Origin of the sequence: Microscilla marina ATCC 23134, assembly GCF_000169175.1 — a bacterium.
GTDB classification, from domain to species: domain Bacteria; phylum Bacteroidota; class Bacteroidia; order Cytophagales; family Microscillaceae; genus Microscilla; species Microscilla marina.
On sequence record NZ_AAWS01000001.1, the window covers coordinates 210444 to 227538 of the forward strand.

Genomic DNA, 17095 nt, shown 5'->3' on the forward strand with positions numbered 1-17095 from the left:
TGTTAGTTGTCTCTGGAACAGGAGGCAACTTGAAGCTTGTTGCTTAAAGCTTGCTCCTGTTGGTGCTATGGACTAAAGAGCACCAAACCCACAAAGCAGTGAACAAAGAACTACCCCGTAGAGTAAGCAAAATCAAAGCCTTATTTTCTAAGACAAAGATAGGGCAAGGCATTAATGCTATAGAGCAGTTGTGCCACGATTATTTTGAAATGCATGTAGGGGTAGTTCGTGCCTATCGTTCTCAGTATCAGGCACATTGTTACGAACACACCCTAGGGCGTATCAACGACTATGAGCTTGAAAAAGGGTCGTACGAAATAGCCTGGCAGATATTGGACTTTGTAGACCAATTGGCACAATATGAGCACACCAGCCCTTACCTTACCCCTATTCCTCCTTTAGACGCTGACCAAGCCGTAGACCGTCGCCGGGATTTATTGCACATCAGGGCGTTGCAAAAGAAAGGTTTGCCCATTGTATTTTTGCAGGGAATGAGTGGCATGGGCAAAACGACCCTTTGTAAGCTATACATTTATACCTATATAGAAGAGTATACTTATGTAGCCTGGATTGGTACAGGAGCCAGTCTGACCGATGCTTTGGTGGCTTACTTTTTTGACGAAAAGAATCAGCAACTCTATACCCAACAATACAAACAAGACATCAAGCTACAGCGCATCATTGCTTTTTTGCAACAGTTGCCCGGCAAAAAACTGCTCATAGCCGACGGTTTAGACCGTTATCAGCCGCAAGACCTTGACATGTTCAAAGAGTTATGCAAGCAAGCCAATTTTGACATTTTGATTAGTACTACGCAACCTTATCGTGGCGATGATTTTCAGGCTATAGATATAGCGTACTTTGATGAAGAACAATCGTCGGAATTATTTTTTAAAGAACACCTTTCGGCAAAAGAAGATGACTCTCTGCCCAAGTTGTTGGGTTTGGTTGACTACCAACCCCTGATGTCGCGCTTGCTGGCAAGGGTACTGCGCCAATACAAGGAATGGAACGTAAAAGAACTACACAAAGCACTGCACCAAAGTTCATTGGCAAACACCAATTGGCTCATTGCTACTCGTTTGCTCGAAGACCGCGCCCAAGACGAACAAGTACTGTTTACCCATGTACTTACTTTGTTGAATATTGCGGGGTTTTCGGACAACGAAAAGTGGGTAATGAAGCAGTTTATTGTTTTTCCTCCATTTGAAATAGATTGGCAAGACCTCAAAAGAGCGTTAAATTTGCCTACCCGTATTACCCGGTTTTTGTCGGTGAACAGAGCGCACTATAATTTTTTGGATGGACTGGAAACGCTTACGCAAAAAGGGTGGCTCAGTTGTGACAAAACCGCATATAAGTTTCACGGAATTTTGCAAGAAGCCGCCCACTACTTCTTGCGTTTTGAGATAGACGACGATTGGGAGGGGCTTGCGCAAACTGCCTACCACCTGCAGCAGATTTACCTAGAGCAAAAACGTTTGAACGAGGCGCACCAAATAAGTTCTTACCTGGAGGTTGTGCGGCACAGGTATGAATAGGTGAGCGTGTATATTAATGACTGAAGTTACGCAGACCTACTTATTTTGATGGTTATATGGCTTTATTGCTCAATGGTTGGGCTACACATTGCGCAACAATACAGCCATTCAACAATAGAAACATGTGACCTTCAGAAAACTGCGTAACTTGAGTTAATGATATAAGTCTGGTGTAAAGTGTTACACAAGTGTTTTTATGGTATACCCTAGTTGTTCGAACTCGTGGTTTTCGTAGCCAAACATATACTGGGGCAAAATCTTTTTTGCCTGGTTTATTCTAAGTACAGTTTTTATTTGTTCTTCGATATTACCCGAACTTGTCAGTAAATAACAATTCATCCAGTCATAAATAAGGCTGGCGTCATTGCCCTTGGTCTGAATTTGGTTGAGGCGGTGAAGAGGCAACAAGGGGTGGTCGGCACCCTTGAGTTTATGGTGCAGTTGATTGGCATGAATCGGGTTGTCAATCATAATAATGACAAAATCGCAGTGCAAAGCAAGCGACCTGCCTACACTTTTAAGAATACTCTCACGGTTAAACTTACCCGTTTTGCACTCGATATAAATCAGATTGAGGTTACGCAGCACCACCAACACATCGTAGTCTCCGGCGTAGGTGTTGGTTTCGTTGCGTTGAACATCTTCTACCTCTACTCCATAAGAGTAAGCAAAAGCACTAAACCTGCGTACTACCAGCTCGCCCATGTACCATTCAAAAGTATAAGAAAACTTATTGCGGTCAGGGGCAAACTCGGCGTGGTTGATCAGCTTGCGTACCTCTTTATCCGAAGAAGTTTTTTTTGAATGAGTGATGGCATGTAGCAACTCTTTACGTTTTCTGAAGTCATTAAATATTCTAAATAAATGCTCTCCGTTGGGGTATTTTCGCTGTCGTATATTTTTAATTAACAGATTATTCTCTTTGTCTTCTTTTCTGATGTCAAAGCCCCGTGCTGACAAAATATTTTTTACCGAAAACAATTGATCTAGGTTGTTTTTTCTACTGTTTCCTTTCAAGCTCATCCTGTTGTCTGGTGATATGTACAGTGCAAAGTACAGCAATTCATTGACAAACTCACTGTACTTTGCCTGGATAAAAAACTGTGCGGCTATAAATTAGGGAGCAAACAAGAAATAATCTACCCATTTTGCAGCTGCTCTTTTGCCCCGATACTTTGTTACTTTTTTGCAGCCATAGCTCTGCTATGACTTTAAAAAGTGCCGCGTCTCAGAATAAAATAGCTATCAAAGAACGGGTATCCTATTTTTTAATTGCTCCCTTATTGTTTTTGATAACAATACTCCGCAGTGATTTTAGTCAAAGTTGTTTGCTGGTTCTCAGTTATTTACGAATTTAAAAACTATTTAATTGGGTGTTTGGGCGTAAAACCGACACACTTTTAAAAATAAATTGAGTAAGCAATCTTAATATAAAATACTGGTTTGCAGCATTTAACAAGGTAAACATTTACTCGAATCAGCTATTGACTATCGACTAAATACTATGGACTATTGGATAAGTGATCTGGAAAAAATAAGAGGTGCCAAATTTGGTAGTTTTACTAAAATCCTGGGATATAGTTTTAGCCCCCCAAACTTACCGTATGCCCTTTTTGTGGGTCAACCTGACCACTCAACATGTGTTGATATAATTGTTCCAGTGCCTGGCTCCCCTGGTGTTTATCTACAACTATAGCAGGCTGTACCTCAGTGGTAAACTGATGCCATACTTTAGCTACTCGTTTTTTTAGCTCGTCGAGTCCCCAGTCTTTCACCCGTTTTTGCATTTGCGTGGGCGCAAAAAAGAACTCGCCAGGTTGAGGAAGGGTTTGTGCTCCTTGCAAGTGTTGCCAATCGGTAAGTCCTACCAAACAATTGTAGGCAAGTTGTTGTTGCAAATGAGTCTGCAACTGGTATTGTGTCTGGTGGTTGCCCGTAAAGTCCACTACTACATGCTTTTGCTGTGGATTAAGTGTAGTTATTTGACCATAAGTGAGCACCTGATCATACCAACCTAGTTGTTGTACAAAGTCAGTGTTTTTAGCCGACGTGAGCCCTACAATGTGTATGGAGAGATTTTCTTGTTTTTTGCGCAAAGCAAGCAAAAATGCCAATGCCTGGGCAGTCTTGCTCGATGCACTGGTTAACACAATATGGGTTGCCCCAAAAAATGCCTGATCAGCCACCAAATCTTCTATCAAAAAAGAGGTTTGAAACAAAGGAGCATACAAGCTGTGCAGGGCTTCTTTTTGTGGGTGGTACAACAAATCCTGGGTTATATTGACGTAACTGTTGTATACTGGAGCCAACCCTTGGCGATGCGTCGACACATCTATAAAACTATGCGGTGCCACCTTGCCTGCAGTTACCAACAAGTGCGACGACATAGGATAATATCCATAAAAGCGTTGTCCGGGGAGTATGTCAGGGTGGTTAGACACGGCTACATCGGCAAAGCCCCATACCGGAATAATTCCATGCCTTTCTTGAGTAGGGAAAAACTTCCAGTACCCCATCTTATCTCCCACTATTGCATAGGTAATATTATTGGAGGTAAACGCAAACTGGTCTATTTTAAGTAATACCTGGTGAGGTTGTAAGTTTTCAGAGTAACTGGTTTCCACGGTTTTTCCTGCACTGAGATTGTTTAGTTCAACCACAAAATTTTTAGCTTTGATTGGCAGCATATATCTGTTAGAATAAAAGGTTTTAAAACCTTAAATATATCAATCCGAATTTGTTCGACCATAGCATCAGATGAAAATATTTTTTTACCGTTATAAAAGCCTCCCAGACCGTTTCTTTAGGCACTTGTTTTTATTGGCTAGGCTTTGGTTTCATTTTTCAGGCGATTGTTCTAATTTTGATTATTGTTTGATAAGTATTGGGTAAAAGTACAACAATCTTCAACAAAAACCAGAAGTAATGGTTTCATGAACAGTTCATTACCTTGGATAGTTTGTTAAAAATGTACAGGTTGCTGTAGCAATAGTTCAAAAATAACTACTATACATCCAATTAGAAAGGTAGAAAGCCTTGCCTGTTTTGAGAGTTTGGTAATTATTGATTAAATAGTAACAACCAAGCTGTATGTGACACAATTTCTAAATAAAAAAATAGAAGTAACCAACACAAACTTTTACAAAATGATAAACAAAGTAATAGATAACGCTGAGGTGGCAGTAGCCGACATTCCTAACAATGCTACCCTTATGTTGGGGGGCTTTGGGCTGTGTGGTATTCCCGAAAACTGCATTAGTGCACTGGTGGCAAAAAAGACCGAAGGGCTTACCTGTATTTCTAACAATGCCGGAGTAGATGACTTTGGTATTGGCTTGATGCTCCAGCAACGCCAGGTGAAAAAAATGATCTCTTCTTATGTAGGCGAAAACAAAGAGTTTGAGCGACAGCTATTGTCGGGTGAACTTGAGGTAGAGCTTACTCCACAGGGCACCCTTGCCGAGCGTATTCGTGCTGGTGGAGCTGGTATCCCTGCATTTTTTACTCCAGCAGGCTATGGTACCGAGGTAGCAGAAGGCAAAGAAACCCGTGAGTTTGACGGAAAAATGTACTTGATGGAAAACTGGTTAATTGCCGACTTTGCTTTGGTAAAAGCCTGGAAGGGAGACACTGCCGGTAACCTTGTTTTTAAAGGTACCGCCCGCAACTTTAACCCAATGATGGCAGCAGCGGGTAAAATAACCATTGCCGAAGTAGAAGAGTTAGTTCCTGCCGGAGAGCTTGATCCTAATGCTATTCACACACCAGGAGTATTTGTTCAGCGTATTTTCCAGGGCACTGGCTACGAAAAGCGCATTGAGCAAAGAACAGTGTCGGCTTAATTGCTACGGTTTTTCTCATTGACAATCAAAAAAAAATAATTATGGCTTTAGATAAAAACGGCATAGCTCAGCGTATTGCCAAAGAGTTAAAAGATGGTTATTATGTAAACTTGGGCATAGGTATTCCCACTTTGGTGGCAAACTATATTCCTGAAGGCATGGACGTAGTGCTACAGTCTGAGAACGGACTGTTAGGTATTGGCCCTTTTCCTACCGAAGAAAACGTAGATGCTGACTTGATCAATGCGGGTAAGCAAACTATTTCGATGGTAGATGGCTCTGTATTGTTTAGCTCTGCTGATAGTTTTGGTATGATTAGAGGGGGGCACATCGACCTGACTATTTTGGGAGCAATGGAAGTATCAGAAAATGGAGACATTGCCAACTGGAAGATTCCTGGTAAAATGGTGAAAGGCATGGGAGGCGCGATGGATTTGGTAGCTTCGGCAAAAAACATCATTGTGGCAATGCGTCATGTAGACAAATACGGTAAGTCTAAACTATTACCTGAATGCAGCCTACCGCTAACGGGGGTAAACTGTGTAAAGAAAATTGTGACCGAGCTTGGGGTGTTTGAAGTAGTGCCAGAAGGTGGGTTTAAGGTACTGGAGCGTGCTCCAGGGGTAAGCCTGGAAGAAATAAAAAACTCTACCGCAGGTAAATTAATTGTAGAAGAAGAAATACCTGAAATGGCTTTTTAACTTTTTTATTTCCGAAATTTAAAACGGTGATGTGAAGATACATACTTTGTTGGTCCCAACTAATAAGTTTCAAATAGGCAAAGTGCTACAAAAGACAAGCTACAAACGTATAGTAAACATCGTTTGTAGCTTTTTTAATTAATTTATTAAAAACAATGAATCAAGCAGTGGTGATTGGGTATTCCGGACACGCTTATGTGGTCATTGATATACTCACTAGTATGGGGTATACTGTTACTGGGTATTATGATAGGGAAGAAAAAGCCCGTAACCCTTACCTCTTAAAGTACCAAGGCAAAGAAACTGCCCCAAGCATTGGTAAACAATTGAAGAAACTCGCTTATTTTATAAGCATTGGCGACAACTATGCCCGCAAAAAAGTGTACGAATTACTTGTTGGTTCTACTGCTCAGCCTGTGAACGCCATTCACCCCCAAAGCATTGTGAGCCATGCCGCATACATTGCAAGTCAGACAGGAGTAATGGTTGCGCCCAATGTAGTGATTAACGCTTGTTGTTATGTAGGTGTAGGGAGCATTTGTAATACATCAAGTACCCTTGAGCATGAGTGCCATATAGGGGACTTTTGCCATATAGCTCCAGGCGCCACCCTATGTGGCAATGTGCAAGTAGGTGATATGAGCTTTATTGGAGCCAATGCAGTAGTAAAACAAGGCATTTGTATTGGCAAAAACGTGATCATAGGCGCAGGGGCAGTAGTGATAAAAGATGTGTCTGATAACACAGTAGTGGTAGGAAATCCACAGCGAATTATGCAATAATTTCTGCAAAAGTAATGTTTCTATAAGGGTGATTTTGTTTTTTTGTAAAACAGCCAGTACTTCAGACACTTAGGAACATGTTCGCAATAACTGTCCGGTTTAGAATAAATTAGCTTCGCAGAGCTTGAACTTCGTTCTGCGGTTCTCATTACTGCCTTTTGTTATTTTTTTCAGCCGTAGCGCTGCTACGCCCTCAAAAAATGCCGCAGTCAGCTTTGAGCCTTTAACCAAAATCTGGACACCTATTTTGAACACGTTCCTTAAAACATCAATTAAACTAAATCGTTTCATTCAAAAACCAACCATTTTTATAAAATAATGATACAGAAATACATATTTAAATCTTTGTTTTTGATGCTCATTCCTTTAGTCTTTTGTACTTGTACCAAGGATGGCAAAGTAAATATATTTAGCCTGCAAGACGACATAAAACTTGGACAGCAGGTACGCGACGAAATAGCCAGTCAACCTACCGAATATCCTATACTGGATCGTACTCAGTATGCAAGCTCTTATGCTTTTTTGGAAAAAATAAGAGATAATATATTGAACGGTGGTGGAGTAGATAACCGGACAACCTTTGAGTGGCAAGTATTCATTGTGCGGGATGATCAAACCCTCAATGCTTTTGTGACTCCTGGGGGGTATATTTACGTATACACTGGGCTAATCAAGTATCTGCAAAACGAAGATCAACTTGCCGGAGTAATGGGGCACGAGATCGCCCATGCCGACAAACGCCACTCTACTACCAACCTTACCAAAAAGTATGGGGTAAGTTTGATGCTAGATGTGGTGTTTGGCAAAAACTCTACTGGGATTAGCGGTATTGCCAAAGATGTTGCTGGCGGTTTGAGTGGCTTGAGTTTTAGCCGTTCCACCGAGTCAGAAGCTGATGCGTTTTCGGTAGAGTACTTGTCTAAAACCAGTTATCAATGTAGTGGAGCAGCCGGGTTTTTTGAGTTGATAGAAGCCCAGGGAGGTTCAAACACTCCAGTATGGCTAAGCACCCACCCAAGCCCCGAAAACCGGGTACAAGACATCAAAGCCAAGGCGCAGTCTATGGGTTGTAAAACCACTGTAGACACCAATGTAAGTGATTATCAAGCCTTTCAGAACGGTTTGCCTCAGTAATTTTTTTAGTATAAAACCTCAAAGTGTGTTACTTACCCGCTTTGGGGTTTTTGGTAAACGGCTTTGAAATAATTTTTACTAAACTTTGTGTGAAGTAAATAAATTTCTGTTATTTGCTTGCTTAGGCAAACTTAATAATCTGAAAAACTTGCACAAAGGCTTTGGTAATTAATGGTGCTGGCACACAAAATTTTTATATAAAAACGAAGATATAACCCATGTCTCAAAAAACTACTGAGGATCAATGGTCAGAAATAATTACGCCTAAAAAATCGTGGTTTGATTTAAGGCTCAACGAGCTATGGCAATACCGTGACCTGATTGTTTTGTTTGTAAGGCGTGATTTTGTGGCAGTATATAAACAAACCATTCTGGGACCTCTGTGGCACATCATACAACCCCTGTTTACTACCTTAGTATTTGTACTGGTTTTTGGCAAAATAGCTGGACTATCTACTGATGGGCAACCTGCTTTTTTGTTTTACATGTGTGGGGTTACCATCTGGAACTATTTCGCTAGTAATTTAAATAAAACTTCCAATACCTTTGTAGAAAATCAGGCAGTTTTTGGCAAAGTCTATTTTCCTCGTCTAACTGTCCCTGTTTCAAACGTTATCAGTGGTTTATTCTCCTTTACTATACAGTTTGTCCTTTTTTTAATATTTTATCTGATTTACTATTTAAGAGGTGCTCAACTCCAGCCTAATTTATGGTTATTGGCAATACCACTTTTTATACTAATCATGGCAATACTTAGTTTGGGTTTAGGTATTATCATTTCGTCGCTTACCACCAAATACCGCGACCTCACTATGTTAATAGGTTTTGGGGTACAACTCTTTATGTATGCCAGCCCTGTCATTTACCCAATGTCGTCACTGAGCCCAAAGTTGCAATACTACATGCAGTTTAATCCTGTGGCATCTATTTTAGAGGGTTTTAAATACGCCTTCTTTGGACAGGGCATAGTAAGTATCAACTCGGTTGGCTATAGTCTTCTAATAGCAGGATTCGTTTTTTTTATAGGAGTAGCATTATTTCACCGGATTGAAAAAACATTTATGGATACAGTTTAAAAATATCAGGGTATGTCAGAGATTGTATTAAGTGTAGAAAATTTGTATAAACAATACCGCTTGGGTTTGGTAGGTTCTGGAACCTTAAAGGATGACCTGGCCCGATGGTGGGCAAGAGTGAGGGGTAAAGAAGATCCATTACTAAAAATAGGTGAGAGCAATCAGCTGGATACTATCGATGGTGACTATGTGTGGGCACTTCAAGATATTAACTTTGATGTAAAACAAGGAGAAGTGTTAGGCATTATTGGTAAAAATGGAGCAGGAAAATCAACCCTGTTAAAAATATTGTCAAAAGTAACTGGCCCTACCAAAGGTAACATCAAAGTAAAGGGGAGAGTAGCTTCTTTGCTTGAGGTAGGTACAGGGTTTCACCCTGAGCTTACTGGACGGGAAAATATTTTTCTCAACGGAGCTATTTTGGGCATGAATAAGCGAGAAATTCGTAGTAAACTAGACGAAATCACAGATTTTGCGGGAGTAAGTAAATATGTGGATACACCCGTAAAACGCTACTCTTCGGGTATGTATGTACGTCTTGCTTTTGCAGTAGCTGCCCACCTCGACCCTGAGATTTTGATTGTAGATGAAGTACTTGCCGTGGGAGATGCGGACTTTCAGAAGAAGGCTATAGGTAAAATGAAGGATGTAAGCAAGGGAGAGGGTAGGACGGTGCTGTTTGTAAGCCATAATATGGCAAGTGTTAAAGCTTTGTGTACGCAAGCTATCATGCTGAAACAGGGACAGGTAGTTTATGAAGGAGAGCCCAATAATGTCATTGAAGAATATTTATCGCAAGATAGGATAGATATAAAGAATGGGCTAATTCCTGAAAATGCAAGCACCTATCATACTGGTGAAGCAAAGTTTAGAAGAGTTTCCTTAACAAATGTTGAAGGGGTAACGACAAACGCATTTTATTATAAATCTCCATTACATTTTAACCTTGATCTTGATGTATTACAACCAATTGAAGATGTTGTTTTGGATATAAAGATCAGCACTAAAGATGGAATGATAATTTTAGATGCAAGCACAACTTATGAACAGAAAGAGTTATTAAGTTTTGACAAGGGGTTAAAAAAAGTGTCTTGCAAAATGGAGAACAACCTACAACCTGGTAACTATAATACTACCTTAGGTATACATTATGTGAATGGTAATACAATAGACTATGTAGAGCATGTTTGTGAATTTAGTGTTCTTAACTTTCTAGAAGGAGAAGATGCTCACTTTAAACAAAGGTTTTACCATGGTTTTGTAGCAGCAAAATCTCGATGGAGTGTTTCTAATTAGAGTCTTATGCTCTATAGGTCAAGAAGAATGAGAAGCTTTGAAAGCAAGTGTTTTGGTGGATAGGTTACACAATGATATAAAGTAAAAGAATTCGAACGTTTGTTTGCCGAAAGACATTAGGTAAAACCTGCTTTTACCGTTACAAGTTGCACCTTGCTCTTGTTGGTTTAGATATCCGGGCAGGCAATAAGTTTATTTTACCTGCTTTATCTCAATAAAAAAAACTCTTTCTGTTGATACAGAGATTTATGCGTGAACTTAATCATCGAGGTCTTGATGAAATATCTTGGCACCCAAGGTGGATCTTTTATAATCTCTAGCCAGTATTTTAGCGTTTACTAACCAACCATAGGCTCTCTGAGCAGCCCATAGACTTGATAGAATACTCGATTAGTTAGTGCTAGTCCGTTTTTAACTTAACTAATGCCCAGTTAATTTATGAAAAAGAAAGTATTTATTGGACTTACTGATATTGCGTCTCAAATAACAGATTTGGCAAAAGGTTTTGAAGCAAATGGTTATGAAACCTTGACTGCAATTCATGGAAAACATGCCAATATTGTAAAAGCGGATGCTGATTATGATTTTTCTCAAATGAAAAAATATTGGTTTGGGGGTGTTAGACCTCATCTATTGCAAAAGAAATTACAAAAGAAATGGTTAGAACCAAGGGATAGGGTTTTCAGAAAAGCGGTTAGAGAGTGTGATATATTTGTGTTTATGTGGTCTACATTTATGCCTGATTTATCAGACTTAAAAGAACTTAAAAGACGAGGAAAGAAAATTATAGTGTTTTTTGTAGGCAGTGATGTAAGGAAGAAAGATGCTTATGAACAAGAAGCAAAATTATATAATATACAGTCTTATTTCAGCTTTTTGACCAATTCGGAAATCCAAAGAGCCAACTATGAAAATAAATTAAAATATACTCGAGTATTTGAAAAATATGCGGATGTAATATTAAGTCTTCCTAATCAAAGCCAATTAGGTTTAAGAGCATATCAGCATTTTTTTGTTCCAGTGAATACACAAGAGATAGTTGAAAACTCTCAACAACGAGAAATTCCAATCATTGCTCATGCACCTTCTAATCGTGGAGTAAAGGGCACATCTATTATCTTGGATACCCTAAATCAACTTAAAGATGAAGGGGTTAAGTTTGAACAACGTCTTATAGAAAACATGCCTTATCATCAGGCACTTAAAACATATTCATCATCAGATATAATAATTGGCGAACTTTTTTTGCCAAGTGGTGGCAAGTTAGATCGTGAAGCATTAGCTGCAGGAGCAGTTTCAATGACAAGCCTCCGTAAAGATTATATCGATTACACCCCCGATGATTGTCCAATTATTGACATTACCCCTAATACATTATATACCAAGTTAAAATCAATCATTCAAGATTATCCAAAAAGACAAAGTTTAGCCAAAATAGGACGTGCTTATGTAGAAAAGTATCATAGTCCTAAATCTATATGCAAATCAACTTTAGATGCATTAGGCATTACAGACGGTCGTGCACCGCACATTTATACACCTACTTTTTTTAGAGAAAAATTTATCCCTGAATCAAATGAAGATTCAAAAATGTACAATCAATGGACAGAATACGTAAAAGACTGTGATTGGTATAAAAAATATGTGCCATCAGGCGAGAGAGATGGTCTTATATTTTAAAGATAAAGTCATATAAATGCAAAAAAACAAGTTGTAGCCATCAATTACCCGACACCAAAAACTACAATTTGCCCTTAATCAAGCAGCTATTGATGTAATCAATTCTCCTGTTTTTATCAACTTGCGGCAGTCAAAGGTTTTACTCAGGTATTCAAGTATAATTTGTATGTAATAAGAAGATAATACTCAAGCTCTAGGTGCTGCTTATGCTTTGAGTACTGGCAAACATAAGAAAATAGGCATGATAGGGCATTGGTATTACTTCGTTTTTTAGGCGATGGAGAAGCAATATTTACCAACGATGATGCACCTGCCTATACAATACACCAAGTTGCCAATCGTGGACAAAAAATAAAATAGATATAAGCTGGTGGCAGAAGTACATTCAAGTCACCACAAAAACGAAAATCGTTGTTTTGTGTTTTGCAAAACTATTATGGTTCTTCTTTGGTATGGCTCAAAGAGTTGATGGAAACCAATCAACTTAAAACAACTTGTCTGGTGCAAATTACCTGTTACTGGAATAGAGATAAAGAAGGTGGGTAGAAAGAAAAAATCGCTTTGGGTGGAGCAGCATTGTTTCTTCAATTTAGCTATTTTATGGCCATTATATTTTGGTTATTTGGAGATATTCACCACATTACCATTGATTTTAATTATCAACACTTGACCAGGTTTGAAGACTTATGTATCATAAATTTTGAATTAAAAAAGGTGGAATAGGAGGATCAGTAGTAACAAGAAATGTTCCTGTGTATGTATTGATGGGGGCAACTCTGCCAAACAATTTGGGTGAGTGAGTATGGGCATCGCCTTGAATTGAATAACAACGGGGTAGCTGCCCTGAAAGTAAAAAACAATATAAATTAAAAAACACTAAGGTATTTAAAATCAATGGATAAAGTCAAATTTGCGATTATAGGTTGTGGTAATATTGGCAAAAGACACATAGCAGTAGTAGACGCTGAAGAAGGAGCACAATTAACAGCCATTTGCGATATAGATGAAAGTGTATGTATAGAGCAATCAACGCTATATCAAAATGTACCTTATTATACAAATTACCACGATTTGCTAAAAGAGGTTGATTGCGATTTCGTCAATATATGCACTCCTCATGCACTCCACAAAGAGATGGCATTGGCAGTTATTAGCCAAGGCAAAAATGTGTTGGTCGAAAAACCCATGGCATTGTCGGTAAAAGACTGCGAAGAAATGAACCAAGCCGCTCAAAAAGCAGGTGTAAAACTATATGTCGTCAAACAAAACCGATTCAATACCCCTGTAAGGCTCCTTAAGCAGTTGCTTGACTCAGGTAAGTTGGGGCAAGTATATATGGTAAAATGTGATGTCTTGTGGAATCGTTACCAAGGCTATTATGACGAATCACCTTGGCGCGGTAAGAAAGCGCTTGAGGGAGGTGCCCTTTTTACTCAGGTGAGTCATTTTATAGATTTATTGGTGTGGTGGTTTGGCGATGTAATAGACGCAAAGGCACACTTGAGTACCAAAAGCCATGAAATAGAGATTGAAGATTGCGGCAATGCATCGATTGTTTTTGACAGTGGAACAATGGGCGCTATTACTTGGACAACCTCTGTATATAGCAAAAACTATGAAGGTAGTATTACCATTGTAGGCGAAAATGGCACCATCAAAATAGGAGGTAAGTATTTGAATAAAATAGAGTATTGGGATGTGCAAGCCTGGCCTTTAGATACAACTATAGAATATACTGATAAGCCTAATCTATATGGTAAATACCAAGGAACTAGCTCAAATCATCCTTTTGTGATTGAGCATATCATCCAAAACTTTAATCAAAACTCTGGTGATGTAGTAGAGGGCACAGAAGGCATCAGAAGCATTAAGGCAATAGAAATGATTTATAAAAAGTCTACAGCGTCAATTAAGTAATTTGTGTTTTTCAAAATAAAATTGTAGGTGTTATGAAAAAAGTTGTTTTTTTGGGCTCTAAACCTATTGGTTTTTTTTGTCTTAAGTGTCTTATAGAAAACCAAACTAATCACAATTTCGAAATCATAGGAGTTTTAACGAATAACAATAAAAGGTTTGGTGAAGCTTATGATATTCCAGCGCTTGCCCAACAACATAACATTCAAGTATTACCTTCACTTGATGAACTATTGAACTTGCCTAATGTAGATATAATCATTTCTATTCAGTACCATCAAATCTTAAAAAAACAACATATTGCTAAGGCTAAGCAAATAGCCATAAACCTCCATATGGCTCCTTTACCTGAATACAGGGGGTGCAATCAGTTTTCATTTGCGATTATCAATCAAGATAATATGTTTGGAACCACTATCCACCAAATAGAAGAAGGAATAGATAATGGTGCTATATTGTTCGAGAAAAGATTTCCTATTCCTGAAAACTGTTATGTGAAAACATTATATGATTTAACCTACCAACATTCATTGGAACTGTTTAAAGAGCATATACAAAGCATTATTCAAGGTAGTTATACGCTAACACCTCAATATACATTGTTAGAAACTCGTAAAACTGAAACTCATTATCGTAAAGAAATTAACGATATAAAAAAAATTGATTGGGAGTGGGACAAAGAAACAATTGAGCGATATTTCAGAGCCACCGCTATGCCTGGTTTTGATCCTCCTTATACTATTATTGGTGGAAAAAAAGTTGGGCTAAAATTATTAGAAGATTAAGATATATGCATATACCTTTTGTAGACCTCAAAGCACAATACCTAAGCATAAAAACTGAAATAGATGAGGCCATTGCACAAGTTTTAGAAGATACCTCTTTTGTGGGTGGTACACTAGTTAAACAGTTCGAAGAAGCATTTGCGAGTTACATTGGCACAAAACACTGCATTGCCTGTGCCAATGGTACCGACTCGATAGAGATTTTGCTACAGGCAATGGGCATTGGCGCAGGCGATGAGATTGTAGTACCTGCTGTTTCGTGGATTTCTACCTCGGAGGCAGTAAGTACTGTAGGAGCTACTCCTGTTTTTGTAGACATTGAGCCAGAGTTTTATACCATTGACCCCATAAAAATAGAAGCGAAGCTCACCTCAAAAACCAAAGCGATTATACCTGTGCATTTGTATGGACAACCCGCCAATATGCCTGCCATCATGGAAATAGCCCAAAAACATGACCTTAAGGTACTAGAAGATTGTGCTCAAGCCCATGGAGCAAGCATTGAAGGTAAGAATGTGGGCATTTGGGGCGATTGTGCAAGTTTTAGTTTTTACCCTGGCAAAAACTTGGGAGCTTATGGTGATGCTGGAGCAATGGTTACCAATGCCCCAGCGTTAGCCGAAAAAGCCCGCAGAATAGCCAATCATGGGCAGTTATTGAAGCATGACCACCAAATAGAAGGGCGTAATAGTCGTTTAGATACACTACAGGCCACCATTCTTTCTACAAAGTTAAAATACTTGAACAAATGGACAGCAGCGCGCATTCATAACGCCCATCGCTACAGTGAACTTTTAGACAACTCATCAGTCATTGTTCCTAAGATAAGGACCAATGCCCAGCATGTATTTCATCTGTATGTAATCAGAAGTACCCAACGTGATCAACTAAACGATTATCTAAAAAGTAAAGGAATAGCTACAGGTATACATTACCCTACAGCACTTCCTTTTTTGCCTTGTTATCAATCACAGAACAACACAGTAGATCATTTCCCTGTGGCTGCTCAATACCAAAACGAAATACTATCTTTGCCTATGTATGCTGAGTTAGCAGAGGAACAGGTTACATTCATCACAAATACAATTCACAAACTATATTAGCTTTTCTAATGAAATTAATCTACTTATACTCAGGTGGGATGCAAGCAAGTGGTGTTCAAAAAAAAGTAGTGAATAAAATAAAAGCGCTTAACCAGCTAGGCTTAGAAACAAAAGGATTATTTATTTCAAGTGCCAACAAAGAAGTAAATTACCCTGATTTGAATATAAAGGTTATCCCGTATCAAATTACCAATGTGCCTAAAATCTACAGTGCGCCTTTTTTTTGGAGATTTCATGTGTATTATGAAAACAAGATCTTTTATGAAACTATAGATGTAGCCTTGCAAGAAGAAGATTTTGACTTGATATTGTTTCGTTACCCTATTTGGTATGCCGATTTCAATTTTTTAAGGTTTATGAAGAAATATCATAAAAAAATTGTATTTGAACATAATACCATAGAAATCGTAGAAATGCAGGCGTATAATCGTGAAGGATTTCGCCAAAAATACTTGTTATTTAATGAGAACAAAATTGCACCTAAAGCCCTAAAACATGCTAAAGGTATTGTAGGTGTTTGTGGAGAAATAACTGATTATGAAGCACATCGGGTGAATCATAAAGTAGAGTCACGAACTATAGCTAATGGATTTGACGTAGCGTCTGTAAGGGTTAGAACTCCTCCTGCATATAATAAACAGGAATTGACAATTTTATTATCTGCGGGTTTTGCCGGTAAATGGCATGGGGTAGACAGGCTTATAGAAGGGCTACATATTTATAAAGGGGAGGTACAGGTGAAGTTAAAAATAATCGGAAATGTACTGAATGAAATTCATCCCTTAATTAAGAAATATCATTTAGAAGATAAGGTGGAGTTTTTGGGTAATTTGGACAGTGAAGCAGCAGCAGTAATTTTCGATGAGTGTCACATTGCAGCCAGTTCTATGGCAATGCATAGAAATGGTTTACAAGAAGCATCTACCTTAAAAACTCGAGAGTATTTGTCCCGTGGCATTCCATTTTTTATTTCAAACATAGATGTAGATACAGAAAATAATGAAAGTATTGCACCTTATTACCTTAAAATACCTGGAGATGATAGCCCTGTAAATATAGAAGATGTAGTTAGTTTTGCGGAGAGGGTACTGCAGTTAGAAAACCACCCCACAGAAATGAGAGGTTTTGCCGAATCAAAGGTTGATTTTCAGTTGAAAATGAAGCAATTAAAAGATTTTTTAGAGCAACTATCTTCTCACTAAGTAGTATTTATTAGATCACTATCAGACCCCCTACGCTTA

Annotated in this window: 16 protein-coding genes; 13 read left to right on the forward strand and 3 right to left on the reverse strand. The window is 38.6% G+C overall.

Features of this window, described 5'->3' with window-relative positions; genetic code table 11:
* Window positions 1–98: 98 nt before the first annotated feature.
* On the forward strand, window positions 99–1541 hold the full coding sequence (locus M23134_RS00785) for an AAA family ATPase (RefSeq protein WP_157558279.1): 1443 nt from the start codon (window positions 99–101) through the stop codon (window positions 1539–1541).
* A 180-nt stretch (window positions 1542–1721) separates the two neighbouring features.
* Here M23134_RS00785 and M23134_RS00790 read toward each other — a convergent pair whose 3' ends face one another.
* Window positions 1722–2564, reverse strand: a complete 843-nt coding sequence (locus tag M23134_RS00790) for a hypothetical protein (protein ID WP_002692847.1) — start codon at window positions 2562–2564, stop codon at window positions 1722–1724.
* A gap of 560 nt (window positions 2565–3124) precedes the next feature.
* Window positions 3125–4228: a DUF2855 family protein gene (locus M23134_RS00795; protein WP_002692850.1), complete on the reverse strand. Its 1104-nt coding sequence runs from the start codon at window positions 4226–4228 to the stop codon at window positions 3125–3127.
* A gap of 459 nt (window positions 4229–4687) precedes the next feature.
* Here M23134_RS00795 and M23134_RS00800 point away from each other — a divergent pair, with 459 nt between their 5' ends.
* From M23134_RS00800 to M23134_RS00810, 3 genes are all read left to right on the forward strand, one after another.
* A complete protein-coding gene (locus tag M23134_RS00800) occupies window positions 4688–5383 on the forward strand; it encodes a CoA transferase subunit A (RefSeq protein ID WP_045112747.1) in 696 nt (231 codons plus the stop codon).
* A 41-nt stretch (window positions 5384–5424) separates the two neighbouring features.
* Window positions 5425–6084, forward strand: a complete 660-nt coding sequence (locus tag M23134_RS00805) for a 3-oxoacid CoA-transferase subunit B (protein ID WP_002692854.1) — start codon at window positions 5425–5427, stop codon at window positions 6082–6084.
* A 155-nt stretch (window positions 6085–6239) separates the two neighbouring features.
* Window positions 6240–6866 (forward strand): acetyltransferase, encoded by a 627-nt coding sequence (locus M23134_RS00810; protein WP_002692856.1) that lies wholly within the window; start codon window positions 6240–6242, stop codon window positions 6864–6866.
* 99 nt (window positions 6867–6965) lie between these two features.
* Here the strand turns inward: M23134_RS00810 and M23134_RS00815 are convergent, their stop codons facing one another.
* Window positions 6966–7157 carry a hypothetical protein gene (locus M23134_RS00815; protein ID WP_045112748.1) on the reverse strand — a complete coding sequence of 64 codons (192 nt, stop codon included), beginning with the start codon at window positions 7155–7157 and terminating at the stop codon, window positions 6966–6968.
* A gap of 27 nt (window positions 7158–7184) precedes the next feature.
* Between M23134_RS00815 and M23134_RS00820 the strand changes: the two genes are divergently transcribed.
* The 9 genes from M23134_RS00820 (at window position 7185) to M23134_RS00855 (ending at window position 17056) form a co-directional block, all read left to right on the forward strand.
* Entirely contained in the window at window positions 7185–8000 is an 816-nt protein-coding gene (locus M23134_RS00820) for a M48 family metalloprotease (protein WP_002692857.1), read from the forward strand.
* A gap of 218 nt (window positions 8001–8218) precedes the next feature.
* On the forward strand, window positions 8219–9076 hold the full coding sequence (locus M23134_RS00825) for an ABC transporter permease (protein WP_002692858.1): 858 nt from the start codon (window positions 8219–8221) through the stop codon (window positions 9074–9076).
* Window positions 9077–9088: 12 nt separating this feature from the next.
* Window positions 9089–10372 (forward strand): ABC transporter ATP-binding protein, encoded by a 1284-nt coding sequence (locus M23134_RS00830; protein WP_002692859.1) that lies wholly within the window; start codon window positions 9089–9091, stop codon window positions 10370–10372.
* A 438-nt stretch (window positions 10373–10810) separates the two neighbouring features.
* Window positions 10811–12052, forward strand: a complete 1242-nt coding sequence (locus M23134_RS00835; RefSeq protein ID WP_002692860.1) for a glycosyltransferase — start codon at window positions 10811–10813, stop codon at window positions 12050–12052.
* A gap of 423 nt (window positions 12053–12475) precedes the next feature.
* The gene (locus M23134_RS42405; protein WP_262492886.1) at window positions 12476–12598 is read left to right on the forward strand and encodes a hypothetical protein; all 123 of its coding nucleotides are present in this window, start codon (window positions 12476–12478) and stop codon (window positions 12596–12598) included.
* A 348-nt stretch (window positions 12599–12946) separates the two neighbouring features.
* Entirely contained in the window at window positions 12947–13969 is a 1023-nt protein-coding gene (locus M23134_RS00840; RefSeq protein ID WP_002692864.1) for a Gfo/Idh/MocA family protein, read from the forward strand.
* 32 nt (window positions 13970–14001) lie between these two features.
* Window positions 14002–14751 carry a formyltransferase family protein gene (locus tag M23134_RS00845; protein WP_002692866.1) on the forward strand — a complete coding sequence of 250 codons (750 nt, stop codon included), beginning with the start codon at window positions 14002–14004 and terminating at the stop codon, window positions 14749–14751.
* Window positions 14752–14756: 5 nt separating this feature from the next.
* Complete coding sequence (locus M23134_RS00850) at window positions 14757–15854, forward strand: DegT/DnrJ/EryC1/StrS family aminotransferase (RefSeq protein ID WP_002692867.1); 1098 nt, start codon at window positions 14757–14759, stop codon at window positions 15852–15854.
* Between the two features lie 8 nt (window positions 15855–15862).
* Window positions 15863–17056 carry a glycosyltransferase gene (locus M23134_RS00855; protein ID WP_045112749.1) on the forward strand — a complete coding sequence of 398 codons (1194 nt, stop codon included), beginning with the start codon at window positions 15863–15865 and terminating at the stop codon, window positions 17054–17056.
* Window positions 17057–17095: the final 39 nt, after the last annotated feature.